The sequence below is a fragment of the Floridaenema aerugineum BLCC-F46 genome (assembly GCF_041929345.1).
Lineage (GTDB): Bacteria > Cyanobacteriota > Cyanobacteriia > Cyanobacteriales > Aerosakkonemataceae > Floridanema > Floridanema aerugineum.
The window spans coordinates 1-13,902 of record NZ_JBHFNQ010000260.1 but is presented as its reverse complement, the minus strand read 5'-3'; the positions used below and the strand labels follow the sequence as shown (position 1 = coordinate 13,902).

The window sequence follows — 13,902 nt, the reverse complement described above, 5'->3', positions numbered from 1 at the left end:
AATCTTTAAGGTTTAATTAAGTCTACACCATCCTTACCATCCAAATCTTGCAAATAAACTTTTACCTGTTCATCTTTAGCAGTTGGTAATTGTTTCCCAGTAAAATCTGGTTGGATAGGTAATTCTCGGTGTCCCCGATCGACCAACACAGCCAAAAAAATTGATTCTGGCCTACCATATTCAATCACAGCATTTAGTGCAGCACGAACAGTTCGACCCTTGTAAATTACATCATCTACAAGGACGATCGTCTTTCCCGAAACATCAAAAGGAATATCACTTTTTAAAGGAGCTCGCATCCCAATGCGATCCAAATCATCCCGATAAAAAGTAATATCCAAAGCACCCACAGGCACTTCTATTTGTTCCAACAAATTAATTTGCTTTGCCATCAAACGTGCCAAAGGCACACCCCCAGTTTGAATCCCCAACAAAGCCAACTTAGACAAATCAAGACACCTTTCCACCACCTGAGAAGTCATGCGGTTAACAGTGCGTCTTACCTCTTCTGCCGAAAGAATTTCAATCACCTTACCACTCATCTAGTACTTCTCCTCCTTCTCTTCCCTGCGGTTCAAAAAATGGTATGTTGTTGCGCTTTAGCGCTCTTATTATCTATCGCTAAGAGCGCCCAAGCGCAACAACGTACCTAACCTTTCACTAATTCCGCAATTGTACAGGCATAATCAAATGAGTAGCCTTCGCACCACCCAAAGGCTGTAAAACCACCGGACTAGTAGCAGTATTTAACTGCATTTGCACCTCCTGAGTACTAATATTTCGCAAGCTTTCCATCAAATATTTCACATTGAAAGCAATCTCCATACTGTCCCCAGAAAACTGAATTGGAATAGTTTCTCTCCCACTACCCACATCCTTAGCTTCAATAGATAAAGTCATCTTTTGATTATCCCCATCCAAAGTAGCTTTCACAATTTGGTTTTTCGGATCAGTTAAAACCGAAATCCGTTCCAAAACGCTTAAAAACTGCTTTCTTTCCACAGTCAAAGACTTACTAAAACCTTGAGGTAACAACTGACGATAAGCTGGATATTGTCCCTCAAGCAAGCGAGAAGTAATTCGTTGTTCTGACCATTCAAAAACTACTTGACCCAGACCAAAATGCAGAGAAACAAGTTGTTCGGGAGTTTCAGTATTTCCTGATTGTTTCATCCGTAAAATTCTTTCTAACTCTCCCAAAGCTCTAGCGGGAACAGTAGCATTTAAATCTAAACCTTCATCATCTATATCTGCTGCTTCTTCCGACTGATTAAAAGTTTCCACCATTGCTAATCTATGACCATCAGTAGCAGCAAATTCTAAACCTTCATCGTCAAACTTCAGATGAACTCCGGTTAATACTTGTTTAGTTTCATCGCCACTAGTAGCAAAGAGAGTACCATGTAATCCTTCGATTAAAGTTTCCCCGGATAAACTAACAGTTTGGGCATCTTCAATAGAGGGTAATTCGGGAAATTCTTCTGCACTCATTCCTCGGACTTGGTAACTTCCAGAAGCACAGGTTAGAGTTGCGATCGCAACAGTCTCATCATCACTTACTATAATCTCCCCATCAGGTAAACGGGAAACAATATCATTCAGCAACTTAGCGGGTAGCGTAATAATTCCATCTTCCGCCACTTGGGCCCCAAAGCTAGTTTTAATCCCCAAAGTCAAATCAAATCCAGTCAAGCTAACTCGCTGCGTTTCCTTGTCTGCTGTCAACAAAACATTTGCCAGCACTGGATGTGTCGGGCGCGAGGGAACTGCACGACTGACTAAGGAAAGGTGGGTGTTAAGGTCATTTTGAGAACAAATGAATTTCATTGCCGTTCGGGAAACTTTGCTCAGAACGAGATCGTATCACTTTTAGCCGATCGTTGCCGCTTCTATTTGTAGGGTGCGTTAACGCCAGTGTAACGCACCATCTGGAGGTACGTTGTTGCGCTTGGGCGCGAAAGAAAGGCGAGTCGAGCGCAATAACGCACCTCTAAAGATTTTTGTATTTTTATATACTTTAATAACGTTTAAGTTAACAAACCTGTGGAAAATGTGGAAAACTTGGAAAATAACTGTCATCTCTGTTTTTCATATTTATCATTCTGTGGAAAACTTGTGGAAAAAACCCCTAAGTTTTCCACAGAGTATTTGTACTTAAAGCTTTTTACTCTAACATCCCGACTTTTTCCCAAATTTTCTCCTGAATAAAATACGGGCGAGTTTAGCCTTATTTTTAACAGCCCAGGAATAAAATTGATATGATGTCCGGCTAATGAGCGGCATCCTTAAATCCAAAACCTTGTAGAGACGCTATATGCAACTTGTAGAGACTTTATACCCATGCTGTAGAGACGTTGTATACAACGTCTCTACAGCATGGGTAGTCAAACGGACATCATATCAAATCAACCTATCCATCCCTGATTAACTTCAACCTTCCCACCATCTCGCTATGACTCGCATTACTCGTCGTCATCTCTTACAATCAGCTAGTTCAGCATTGGCAGCCCTTGGAATTAATCAGTTATTATTCCAACAACAGGCGCACCGCTATGGACAAGCTCTTGCTCAAACTACCTCCCGTAAACTAGCATTACTAGTTGGCATTAATGAATATCCCTCCCAACCTTTAGAAGGTTGTCTCAATGATGTAGAATTGCAACGAAATCTACTAATTCATCGTTTTAAATTTAATCCAAAAGATATTCTCGTTTTAACTGATGGAGCAGCCACAAGACAAGGAATTTTAACCGCCTTTGAAGAACATTTAATTAAACAAGCTAAACCCGGAGATGTGGTAGTTTATCACTATTCTGGACATGGTTCACTTATCTTTGACCCTAACCCCATTGTTGTTGAGCCAAATAAAGCAGGATTGAATGGAACTTTTGTGCCAGTTGATAGTACCTTACCACGTGGTTATCCCGAAGTAGGCGGAGCAGTAAAAGACATTATGGGGCATACCTTATTCTTGCTAATGTCTGCCCTGAAAACTGAAAATGTCACGGTTGTTTTAGATAGTTGTTTTTCTGGTGGCGCTACCAGAGAGTCGCGGGTACGTTCTCGCGATGGTGGTAAGAATGTGTTAGTTTCTGCTGATGAAAAAACCTTCCAACAAAAGTGGTTATCTCAGTTAAAAATGTCACCAGAAGAATTTGTTAGAGGCTATCGCACAGGCGTTGCTAAAGGTGTTGTGGTAGCTGCAACTGCACCGGATCAACTGGCAAGGGAATTAAATATTAATGGCTTTATATCGGGAATTTTTAGTTATTTACTCACCCATTATCTTTGGCAATCAGATAGTAATATTGAACAGGTATTTCAGAAGATTCTCCCAGAAATACCGAAACATTTTAATCAGATGCCTCGTTATGAAGTAAAACCGGGGACTAGCTATCAGCAGCAACCTTTGTATTTTGTTAATTCTCCTAATTCGACAGCACAGGCGGTGGTAACGCGAATTAGTGGAGATACTGCCAATTTGTGGTTAGGAGGAGTTGATTTGCGAAAGGTAAATGAGGGAACGGTTTTTACTGCGGTTAAGGGGACTGGACAAGTGAAAGTTTTGTCTCGCAATGGGGTAGTTGCACAGGCAAAAATTGAGAAAGCAGTAACAGAAGGAACGCCTTTGCGTTTGATAAGTTAAATTGGCATCGATACAATATTGTAGAGACGTTGTATACAACAAAATATTGTAGAGACGTTGTATACAACAAAATATTGTAGAGACGTTGTATACAACGTCTCTACAAGGAATCGGTGGCAATACTTCTCGGTTAAGTATTTTTTGCCTTTGTAGGGGCGAAGCATTCGGGCGACAATTTATCGGTTTAAACCCTATATTTTCTGTCCGAATGCTTCGCCCCTACCCTTAACCGAGCAGTATTGGAATCGGTGGTAACGCACCTTTAATTTCTGGAAATGTCTCATAGTAGTTTTTGTTTCTAAATGTTATGACTCAAGAAATGCGTCAAGAAATCGTTAAGTTAGCCAGAGAATTGCCTGATGAACTGTTGGCAGAAGCTTTGGTATTTTTACAGACTCTCACACAAGAAGCACAGAAAACTCAACCGGATAATTCGGCAACCATTGAACAGTCTGAATTTGACAAAGCAATGCAAATTTATAAACAAGGGAGTGAAAAGTATAAAAATGCGTTAAGGGAATTAGCTTAGTGAATGAACCGTTATGGATTTCTGAAGAAATTGTGCGAGTCATTCATCAGGATTAAATTCGGCAGCATGGTGGCAGTTTAGGGGTCAGGGATGAAAATCTTTTAGCTGCAAGTTTGGCTTTTGATCCCCCTAAATCCCCCTTAATAAGGGGGACTTTGAATTTCTGTTCCCCCCTTATTAAGGGGACTTTGAATTCCGGTTCCCCCCTTATTAAGGGGGGTTAGGGGGGATCAAAGCTGTAACTAACAACTTAAGTTATTAGCAGGATGATGTTAATGCTTGCTCAGGGTAATGGGTAAAAAATGAACAGAAAAACAAGTCAGAACAAATTGGTTTTTGCTTTTCTCAAGAGCGTTTCAGTATCAGGAATTATCCTTGTGGCGTTGTTATCGGAGTCGGTAATAGCCACCCCCAAACCCTCAGAAATTGGGTTTCTTCTGGGCATATCTAATAAGCAACCTACTGAATTCAAGAAACCTGATTTCTTACTACATCAAAACACCATCATTGCCCAAAATAACAGCAACTCAGAAGCGGATAGACTGTCGCAAGAGGGATATCAACTATTTCAGCAAGGAACAGCAGAATCATTACGAGCAGCATTGGAAAAGTGGGAAGCCGCCCGCCAACTCTATCGCGCGGCTGGGGATAAAGGAAAGGAAGCCTTAATGCTAATGGGTATGGGCAGAATTAATAGTGACCTGGGAGAAAAGCAGAAAGCCCTAGACTACTACAACCAAGCTTTACCTCTATATCGGGCAGTGGGGAACAGAGGGGGAGAAGCCACTACTCTCAACAATATTGGCAGTGTATACGACTCACTGGGAGAAAAGCAGAAAGCCCTAAACTACTACAACCAAGCTTTACCTCTATATCGGGCAGTGGGGAACAGAGGGGGAGAAGCCACTACTCTCAACAATATTGGCACTGTGTACAACTCACTAGGACAAAAGCAGAAATCCCTAGACTACTACAACCAAGCTTTACCTTTGTTACAGGCAGTGGGCGATCGCAGAACGGAAGCCACTACTCTCAACAATATTGGCAGTGTATACGATGACTTGGGAGAAAAGCAGAGAGCTTTAGACTACTACAACCAAGCTTTACCTCTATATCGGGCAGTGGGCGATCGCCGGGGAGAAGCCACTACTCTCGGCAGTATTGGCTTAGTGTACAACTCACTGGGAGAAAAACAGAAAGCTTTAGACTACTACAACCAAGCTTTACCTCTACATCGGGCAGTGGGCGATCGCTCAGGAGAAGCCTCTACTCTCCACAATATTGGCTTAGTGTACGACTCACTGGGAGAAAAGCAGAAAGCCCTAGACTACTACAACCAAGCTTTACCCCTATCACGGGCGGTGGGCGATCGCTCAGGAGAAGCCTCTACTCTCCACAATATTGGCTTAGTGTACAACTCACTGGGAGAAAAGCAGCAAGCCCTGGACTACTACAACCAAGCTTTACCCCTATCACGGGCGGTGGGCGATTGCGGGGGGGAAGCCGCTACTCTCAACAATATTGGCAGTGTGTACGACTCACTGGGAGAAAAGCAGCAAGCCCTGGACTACTACAACCAAGCTTTACCTTTGTTACGGGCAGTGGGCGATCGCACAGGAGAAGCCAAAACTCTCAACAATATTGGCTTAATGTACGACTCACTGGGAAAAAAGCAGCAAGCCCTTGACTACTACAACCAAGCTTTACCCCTATCACGGGCGGTGGGCGATCGCAGAACGGAAGCCATAACTCTCCACAATATAGGTCTAGTGTACAACTCACTGGGAGAAAAGCAGAAAGCCCTTGACTACTACAACCAAGCTTTACCCCTATCACGGGCGGTGGGCGATCGCACAGGAGAAGCCTCTACTCTCAACAATATTGGAGGTGTGTACTACTGAAACTGGATTGGGTGAAAATGTCAAAGGTGAAGGTTTGGTGGGCTTGACAAGAGGCTTTATGTATGCTGGGTCAAGGCGGGTGGTTGTCAGTTTGTGGAGTGTGAATGATGCGGCGACTTCGGAGTTAATGGCGAAATTTTATCAGAAGATTTTGCAAGGGGGAAAAAATCCGGTTCAGGCTTTGCGAGAGGCACAATTGGAAATGTGGAATTCTCAGGATCGGCGATCGCCTTATTATTGGGCTGCTTTTACTGTACAGGGTGATTGGCGGTGAGCGATCGCTATTTTCAGATTAATTATGACTTACGCACTGGCACTAAATATGGTGGAATGGTGCGTTACACTGGCGTTAACGCACCCTACAAATAGAGCTTTTTTTGGAGATGTCTTATGCGATCGCCAACCTACAAATTCGTCGGATCGATACCCAATTCTCGTAACTTCTGAGCCATCCGTTCGGCTCGTTGCTGTTCCTGTTCCTTAAGCTGGCGTTCTTGCTCTACAGCTTCTTCTGGTGCAGGGATTAATTCTCCTTCTCGTGTAAACAAGCGCAGCATTGACTCATGAATCCCTAACCACAATCCTAACTGCTCGCTCCACAACCACCCTTGTTCGTTTGGGACGAGTTCTTGATATCGTCCATCAACCAGATGAAACCCTTTGAATTCAAGCGTTTTAGGGTCAAACCAAAAATAATCGGGTGTCCGAAACGTATCCTGGTACAGCTGCTTCTTCAAACCCCGATCGATCTTTGCTGTTTTGGGAGAAAGCACCTCTACAATTACATTGGGATACTTGCCATCTTCTTCCCAAACTACCCAACTTTTGCGTGATTTGCGATCGGTCCCTAAAACCACGAAAAAGTCGGGACCCCGGAAGTTCTCTGATTTGCGTTGACGGGGACTATAATAAATTGTCAGATTACCAAAGGCATAAAAGTCTTGCCTGTCGCGCCATAACCACTCCAGGCATTGAATTAACAATATTAACTGTCGTAAATGCAGTTCGTTTTCCAAGGGTGGTTCATCACTGAGCAAGTCACCTGGAGGAAATATAACATCCTCTAGGACATCAGCTTCGAGATCGTCATTTAAGATTTCTAAGTCTTTGGCAACAGTCATGACTAGAGATAGTTGAGCAATCCTGCCCTCAGTTTAGCTGGAATTTTTGGGTTGTGCGATCGCTTTATTTTTGGGTGGCGTTTACAGTGCAGGTAAATTACTGTAGGGGCGAAGCATTTGGGCGATAATTTATGCAACCAACAAAAGATTTTTTTACCCAAATGCTTCGCCCTGTCTTGGTGGGAAATTGTAGATATAGCTTATCTGTGGGGCTGGGCGAAGCATTCGGATTGTTATATTTTGGTTGGGTTTCATAAATTGTCGCCCGAATGCTTCGCCCCTACAAAATTTCGATATTTCAATATTTCGATATATTCGATATAAGTTTTATCCGCGACTTGCTAGGTTTATGCGATCGCTCAACTGCCGCAAAGTTTGTGCCATACTCGGATCGCTATCTCGCAATTGGGCAATTTTGTCACAACTATACATCACTGTTGTATGATCTTTTCCTCCAAATTCTTCGCCAATTCGAGGTAAACTCAAATCAGTATGTTGGCGCATTAAATACATTCCAATTTGTCTGGCTACGCTAATTTCCCTTCTGCGAGAATTGCCTTTTAAATCCTCAATTGGCACATTAAAAGCATCAGCAATTACCAACAAAACTGCTTCTGGAGTTACCATTACTTTCTCAGTTGGTGGATTTAAAATTGGCGCAATATTTTCCACTGTCATGGGTAATCCAGAAATTGACATATAAGCCACAGCCCGAATTAATGCACCCTCTAATTCGCGAATGTTAGAAGTGTAATTACTAGCAATATATTCAATTACATCACGAGGCAGCCGCATATTTTCATATTCGGCTTTCTTTTGCAAAATTGCCATCCTCGTTTCTAAATCCGGTGGTTGAATATCAGCAATTAAGCCCATCGAAAAGCGGGAACAAAGCCGTTCTTGTAAACGGGGGATTTGGTTTGGGGGGCGATCGGACGCTAGAACCACCTGTTTACCAGCTTCGTGTAAAGTATTAAAAGTATGAAAAAACTCTTCTTGCGTGTATTCCTTACCTTCAATAAATTGAATATCATCAACCAAAATTACATCAGCAGCCCGATAATGTTCCCGAAAACTCTGCATACTATCTTTACGAATCGCTGCAATTAAATCATTAGTAAATTGCTCAGTGGAAACGTAAAATATTTTAGAATCAGGGGCAATTTCTAAACGGTAATGACCGATCGCTTGCATTAAATGAGTTTTTCCTAACCCAACTCCACCACAAAGAAATAAAGGATTAAACTCTCTTCCCGGAGATTCCGCAACGGCTAAAGATGCGGCGTGCGCCATACGATTATTTGGCCCAACTACAAACCGAGAAAAAACGTGCTTAGGATTAAGTGTACTTGGTTTTGGTCGATGTCTCTCCAGATTTTCCGAAGTTTTCGCCTGATCTGGTAAAGGCCAAAAAATTTGTGTGTCAGCATTAGGAGAAGTTTCCTCACCTTGGTCAACAGTGAAGTAAATTTCTACTGGATGACCTAAAATTTCCTGTACCACATCTGCGATCGTCTTGATATAGTACTTCTGAAGCCAATTCCGCGCAAATGGATTAGGTGTCCGAATCACCAAACAATTATTTTCCAGCTGTTCAGCCGCTGCGGTTTTAATCCAAGTTTCAAAAGTGGGGCGGCTTAATTGTACCTGCAACCGTTCCAATACTTGACTCCAGAGACTCTCAAGACGAACGTCCACAAACTTTTCCCCTAGTGCTAACAGGCAAAAATCAATTATGCCATCAGCTTAACAACTCTACAGTTGTAGAGCTAAACTAAGCAACGTTAACTGAGATCTTGCAGCAATGGAATGGAGTTTCTACCTCCTTTCACCTCGTTCCCCGGTTGAACCGGGGAACGAGAAATAGAGGCTCCGCTCAGGAGTGCAAGATCTCAGTTAATCGTTGTTCGTGCAAGATAAGATTAGATGCTTGATTTGACAAAACCATGATATTGGTCAATTTTCCGGGAAGAAAACTAACTATTGAGCGAGTGTTGCTAGTGCTAGCAGCTGGGATAGCATTTTTATCAGGCTGTTCTCAACCTTCCGCTTTAAAAAGAGAAAGTGATCCACCAGACAATCAAAACCAAAACTCTCCCCTTCCAGTTTCCCAAACAAATTCCAGAACTTCTAACTTTATTGTAGAAGCGGTGGAAAAAGTTGGCCCAGCAGTGGTAAGAATTGACTCTTCCCGCAGCGTTAGGAGAGATATAGCTGAAGGATACGGAGATCCATTTTCTCGCAGATTTTTCGGCGCACCTCCACCTTCTCCCAGAGTACGACAAGGAACTGGATCTGGTTTTTTGATTAATGCTGAAGGACAAGTTCTGACTAATGCTCATGTGATTGATGGTGCGGATACAGTTAAGGTAACGCTTAGTGATGGTCGTAGTTTTGCAGGTAAAGTTTTAGGTGAAGACAAAGTAACTGATATTGCAGTAGTAAAAATTAATGCTAATAAGTTGCCTACGGTTGCTTTAGGTAATTCGGAAAGGTTACAACCAGGAGAATGGGCGATCGCAATTGGCAATCCTCTAGGTTTAGATAAAACTGTTACTGTGGGTGTAATTAGTGCTACTGATAGAAGCAGTTCTCAAGTAGGTGTTCCTGACAAACGCATTGGTTTTATTCAAACAGATGCAGCTATTAATCCAGGTAATTCTGGAGGGCCTTTGTTAAACTCTCGTGGTGAGGTAATTGGCATTAATACAGCAATTATTGGAGGTGCTCAAGGTTTAGGTTTTGCAATTCCAATTAATCGAGCCCAACAAATCGCGCAACAATTAATTACTAAAGGAAAAGTCGATCATCCTTTCATCGGTGTACAAATGGTAAGTTTAACTCCTGAAGTTAAAGAAAGGTTGAAAGCTGCTAGCAATGGCGAAATTAATATTACTGCCGATCGAGGAGTTTTAGTTGTTCGCACTGTACGCAATTCTCCCGCAACTAAGGCAGGAATTAAACCTGGAGATATAATTCAAAAAGTTGGCGATCGCACCGTCACCAAATCCGACCAAGTACAGGACGAAATTGAGAAATACAAGGTTGGCGATCGTTTACCCATCCAAGTCCAACGCGACAACAAAACCGAAAATTTACAAGTCCAACTTGGCACTCTCCCCACTACCGCAACAATGAATGAAGAACCTTAAACTAGTAGTTAGTTACTATATTACTTGCAGTTTGCATTAATCCCAAATCTGGAATCACCATGTCTGAAATTTTGCAAATCTCCCAACTTGGTAATCCCATCTTACGCCAACAAGCCCAACCTATTCACGATGTTCATGATGAACGAATTCAAAAACTAATTGATGATTTGATCGATACTGCTGTTGCTCAAAACGGCGTTGGGATAGCTGCACCCCAAGTAGCGCGATCGTATCGTCTATTTATTGTTGCGTCTCGTCCTACTCTCAGATATCCCAACGCCCCCTCAATATCCCCAACAGCAATGATTAATCCCCGGATCATTGGACATTCAACAGAGGTAGTAAAAGATTGGGAAGGTTGTTTAAGCGTTCCGGGAATTCGCGGTTTAGTTCCCAGATATCAGACAATTGAAGTTGAATATACCACCAGAGATGGCAAATTAGAAAAACAAGAATTAACCGATTTCGTCGCCAGAATTTTCCAACATGAATACGATCATTTAGAAGGTATGGTATTTTTAGATCGTCTAGAAACCACCAAAGATATCATCACCGAACAAGAATACCAAAAAATCATTATCTAACCGTAGGGTGCGTTACACTGCGTTAACGCACCAATTAACTACATTCTTTCCAACACTTGAATCCCCAACAAAGACAATCCCAACTTAAGAGTTCTAGCAGTAATATCGCAAAGAATTAACCGAGAACTTCTTTGCGGTTCTTCTGCTTTCAAAACCTCACATTCTTCATAAAACTTGTTAAATTTTTTGCTCAGTTCATACAAGTACTCACAAAGACGATTAGGTAACAAGTCTTGCTCGATATTTTTGAGAACTTCGCTAAGTTGTAGCAAATGTTTTGCTAATACCAACTCCTCATCTTCTTGTAATAACACTTTAGCATCTTTTTCCAGTTGCTCAAAGTCTATATTACCCTTACGTCCAATGCTACAAATCCGCGCATAAACGTAAAGTAAATAAGGTGCCGTATTCCCTTGAAGAGAAAGCATTTTATCGAAACTGAAGACATAATTGCTATTACGATTTTGGCTTAAGTCAGCATATTTAACCGCACTAATACCAATTACTTGAGCAACATTAGCAATAAACTCTTCAGATTCTTGGCGATTTTCATCTTTCAGTCTAGATTCTAAATCTGCACGGGCGCGATCGATCGCCTCATCCAACAAATCTTTTAACCGTACAGTTTCCCCAGAACGAGTTTTTAACTTCTTATTATCTTCACCAAGTACCAAACCAAAAGGAACATGAACCAATTCTACAGTATCAGGAATCCAACCAGCCCGTTTTGCCACTTGAAAAACTTGTGTAAAATGATTTGCTTGTCCTGCATCAGTAACATAAATAATCCTTTCAGCACGATCCTGAAAAATCCGATAACGCAGCGCCGCTAAATCAGTAGTTGCGTAGTTATAACCTCCCCCAGATTTTTGCACAATCAAAGGCAAAGGTTGACCTTCTTTGTTACTAAATCCTTCGAGGAAAACACACTGAGCACCAGCATCTTCTTCCAGTAATCCTGTCTTTGCTAAATCCTCAACAACATCTGGTAACAAAGGATTATAAAAAGACTCTCCCCTTTCCGTTAGTTTAACATCCAGCAAATTGTAAATTACTTGAAATTCCCGCCGAGATTGTTCGCAAAGTAACTGCCATGCGCGACGCGAATCTTCCGCACCAGACTGGAGTTTTACAACTTCTTCTCTCGCCGTTTCTTGGAAATTTTCATCCTCATCAAACCGCTTTTTAGCCTTACGGTAGAATTCGACTAAATTCCCTAAATCAACTGCATTAGCAGTAGTCAATGCTTCTGGGCAAACTTCTCTCAAATAAGCAATCAACATTCCAAATTGAGTTCCCCAATCTCCCAGATGATTAAGTCGGAGAACATCTTCTCCTTGAAATTCTAAAATCCGGGCAATACAATCACCAATAATAGTTGAACGTAAATGCCCAACGTGCATTTCTTTAGCAATATTAGGACTGGAAAAATCAACAATTACTCGTTGAGGATTTTTCGCTGGAGAAATTCCTAACCCAGGATCTGTTTGAATTGCATTTATTTGCCCTTCTAAATATTCTGGTTTAACTGTCAAGTTAATAAAACCAGGCCCAGCTATTTCGGGAGTCAGACAAATTTCTGCTATTTCAAGATGCTGAGTAATTTTTTCTGCGATCGTCCTTGGTGCTTGTTTCAACTGCTTGGAAAGTCCCAAAGCAGCATTAGATTGATAATCACCAAATTTCGGATTGCTAGCAGCTACTAACATCGGATCTACTTCAGCATAATCCGAGCCAAAAGCTGCAATCAAGGCTTGCTGAAACTGCGTTTTTAGTTGTTCAATAGTGGAATTCATGAGAGTCTTTGCTACAAAATAAGCAGCTTGTCTTTTAATTCATGGTATTCATATCCAGCTTCATACTCACATCTAACCAAGTAGAACGAGTAATCGGTGCGCTGGTGGAGATATAGTCTATCCCAGTTTCGGCTACTGCACGGATAGTTTCCAAGGTAATATTGCCTGACGCTTCAATTTTGATTCGATGATTACACTGACGGATAATCTCTACCGCTTGGTACATCATTTCTATTGGCATATTATCCAACATGATAATATCTGCGCCATGTTCTAGAGCTTCTTTGATTTGATTAATGTTTTCCGTTTCCACTTCGATTGTCAGTGGAAAAGGCATTTGAGCACGGATCCGGGCGATCGCATTTGCAATTCCACCAGCCGCCTGAATATGATTGTCCTTAATCATCACCGCATCATCCAAACCCATGCGATGATTCACCGCCCCCCCAAGTTGCGAGGCGTACTTTTCCAATAATCGCAAACCTGGCCTAGTTTTGCGAGTATCGACTAATTTCACAGGTAAATCTGCAATTTTATCTACATACTGCCGAGTCAGAGTCGCAATCCCACTCAAGTGCATAACTATATTTAAAGCCACCCGTTCTCCCATCAACAAGGCATCAGCAGGGCCATGTATCCGCGCAATCACGTCCCTTTTCTCGCACCAAGTTCCCTCCGCAACTATTGGCACAAAGCGCACTTGCTGACTCATAAACTGAAAAACCCTAGAAGCAATGGGTAATCCAGCGATGATACCTGCTTCTTTAGCAATCCACTCTGCCCTACCCACTCGCACCTGACCTGATAATAGGCTTTGCGTAGTGCGATCGCCTCGACCCAAATCCTCCAACAACCAATTCTGAAGGATAGAATCCAAAACCAACCAAGATGGCAAAACAGCAGTAGAACTAACCACTTAAATTTTTCCTCTTTAACTTTAACTCTTCTAGAGTTAACTTAACTCAAAACCCTTTCCAAAAGCGACTTTTGAACCTGCCAAAAAAAGTTTAGAAAAAGTGTTGACAAAGCCGAATAGGATTGATACATTAGTAAAGCGGTCGAGAGAAAGCCCAGCGCAAGCGAAGCACTCCAAGACGCGCCCGAACCTAGAAAAAAGTATAGTTTGAAAGCCAAAAAAAGCCAAGCTCGTCAAAGAAATTTATAAAGTTTCTC

Annotated in this window: 12 protein-coding genes; 6 read left to right on the top strand and 6 right to left on the bottom strand. The window is 42.0% G+C overall.

The genetic code is table 11. The features are described 5' to 3' along the window. Positions 1–5: 5 nt before the first annotated feature. Together pyrR and dnaN are read right to left on the bottom strand one after the other, a co-directional pair. Positions 6–542 carry a bifunctional pyr operon transcriptional regulator/uracil phosphoribosyltransferase PyrR gene (pyrR, locus tag ACE1CC_RS35505; protein WP_413275147.1) on the bottom strand — a complete coding sequence of 179 codons (537 nt, stop codon included), beginning with the start codon at positions 540–542 and terminating at the stop codon, positions 6–8. A 118-nt stretch (positions 543–660) separates the two neighbouring features. Beyond that, positions 661–1,827, bottom strand: coding sequence for a DNA polymerase III subunit beta (gene dnaN / locus ACE1CC_RS35500; protein WP_413275146.1), 1,167 nt, complete (start codon positions 1,825–1,827; stop codon positions 661–663). Positions 1,828–2,452: 625 nt separating this feature from the next. Between dnaN and ACE1CC_RS35495 the strand changes: the two genes are divergently transcribed. From ACE1CC_RS35495 to ACE1CC_RS35480, 4 genes are all read left to right on the top strand, one after another. Then, positions 2,453–3,646 (top strand): caspase family protein, encoded by a 1,194-nt coding sequence (locus ACE1CC_RS35495; RefSeq protein WP_413275145.1) that lies wholly within the window; start codon positions 2,453–2,455, stop codon positions 3,644–3,646. A 307-nt stretch (positions 3,647–3,953) separates the two neighbouring features. Continuing rightward, positions 3,954–4,175 carry a hypothetical protein gene (locus ACE1CC_RS35490; RefSeq protein WP_413275144.1) on the top strand — a complete coding sequence of 74 codons (222 nt, stop codon included), beginning with the start codon at positions 3,954–3,956 and terminating at the stop codon, positions 4,173–4,175. A gap of 302 nt (positions 4,176–4,477) precedes the next feature. Next, positions 4,478–6,076 (top strand): tetratricopeptide repeat protein, encoded by a 1,599-nt coding sequence (locus tag ACE1CC_RS35485; RefSeq protein ID WP_413275143.1) that lies wholly within the window; start codon positions 4,478–4,480, stop codon positions 6,074–6,076. Then, on the top strand, positions 6,063–6,350 hold the full coding sequence (locus ACE1CC_RS35480) for a CHAT domain-containing protein (RefSeq protein ID WP_413275142.1): 288 nt from the start codon (positions 6,063–6,065) through the stop codon (positions 6,348–6,350). Before ACE1CC_RS35485 ends, ACE1CC_RS35480 begins: the two co-directional genes overlap by 14 nt. A gap of 130 nt (positions 6,351–6,480) precedes the next feature. Here ACE1CC_RS35480 and ACE1CC_RS35475 read toward each other — a convergent pair whose 3' ends face one another. Then, complete coding sequence (locus ACE1CC_RS35475; RefSeq protein ID WP_413275141.1) at positions 6,481–7,197, bottom strand: Uma2 family endonuclease; 717 nt, start codon at positions 7,195–7,197, stop codon at positions 6,481–6,483. Positions 7,198–7,524: 327 nt separating this feature from the next. After that, positions 7,525–8,895 carry a chromosomal replication initiator protein DnaA gene (gene dnaA, locus ACE1CC_RS35470; RefSeq protein ID WP_413275140.1) on the bottom strand — a complete coding sequence of 457 codons (1,371 nt, stop codon included), beginning with the start codon at positions 8,893–8,895 and terminating at the stop codon, positions 7,525–7,527. A 248-nt stretch (positions 8,896–9,143) separates the two neighbouring features. On the opposite strand from dnaA, the gene ACE1CC_RS35465 reads away from it, so the two are divergent. Next, positions 9,144–10,349, top strand: coding sequence for an HhoA/HhoB/HtrA family serine endopeptidase (locus ACE1CC_RS35465; RefSeq protein WP_413275139.1), 1,206 nt, complete (start codon positions 9,144–9,146; stop codon positions 10,347–10,349). Positions 10,350–10,408: 59 nt separating this feature from the next. Next, positions 10,409–10,933 carry a peptide deformylase gene (def, locus tag ACE1CC_RS35460; RefSeq protein WP_413275138.1) on the top strand — a complete coding sequence of 175 codons (525 nt, stop codon included), beginning with the start codon at positions 10,409–10,411 and terminating at the stop codon, positions 10,931–10,933. Positions 10,934–10,971: 38 nt separating this feature from the next. Here def and argS read toward each other — a convergent pair whose 3' ends face one another. Both argS and nadC read right to left on the bottom strand, forming a co-directional pair. After that, complete coding sequence (gene argS, locus ACE1CC_RS35455; protein ID WP_413275137.1) at positions 10,972–12,729, bottom strand: arginine--tRNA ligase; 1,758 nt, start codon at positions 12,727–12,729, stop codon at positions 10,972–10,974. 34 nt (positions 12,730–12,763) lie between these two features. Further along, positions 12,764–13,645 (bottom strand): carboxylating nicotinate-nucleotide diphosphorylase, encoded by an 882-nt coding sequence (gene nadC, locus ACE1CC_RS35450; RefSeq protein WP_413275136.1) that lies wholly within the window; start codon positions 13,643–13,645, stop codon positions 12,764–12,766. Positions 13,646–13,902 lie beyond the last annotated feature (257 nt).

What these genes read in the sequence shown, in the direction of transcription:
- dnaN (WP_413275146.1), bottom strand. Translation starts at nt 1,827, where the DNA reads ATGAAATTCATTTGTTCTCAAAATGACCTTAACACCCACCTTTCCTTA.
- argS (WP_413275137.1), bottom strand. Translation starts at nt 12,729, where the DNA reads ATGAATTCCACTATTGAACAACTAAAAACGCAGTTTCAGCAAGCCTTG.
- ACE1CC_RS35475 (WP_413275141.1), bottom strand. Translation starts at nt 7,197, where the DNA reads ATGACTGTTGCCAAAGACTTAGAAATCTTAAATGACGATCTCGAAGCT.
- def (WP_413275138.1), top strand. Translation starts at nt 10,409, where the DNA reads ATGTCTGAAATTTTGCAAATCTCCCAACTTGGTAATCCCATCTTACGC.
- pyrR (WP_413275147.1), bottom strand. Translation starts at nt 542, where the DNA reads ATGAGTGGTAAGGTGATTGAAATTCTTTCGGCAGAAGAGGTAAGACGC.
- ACE1CC_RS35465 (WP_413275139.1), top strand. Translation starts at nt 9,144, where the DNA reads ATGATATTGGTCAATTTTCCGGGAAGAAAACTAACTATTGAGCGAGTG.
- ACE1CC_RS35485 (WP_413275143.1), top strand. Translation starts at nt 4,478, where the DNA reads ATGAACAGAAAAACAAGTCAGAACAAATTGGTTTTTGCTTTTCTCAAG.
- ACE1CC_RS35495 (WP_413275145.1), top strand. Translation starts at nt 2,453, where the DNA reads ATGACTCGCATTACTCGTCGTCATCTCTTACAATCAGCTAGTTCAGCA.
- ACE1CC_RS35490 (WP_413275144.1), top strand. Translation starts at nt 3,954, where the DNA reads ATGACTCAAGAAATGCGTCAAGAAATCGTTAAGTTAGCCAGAGAATTG.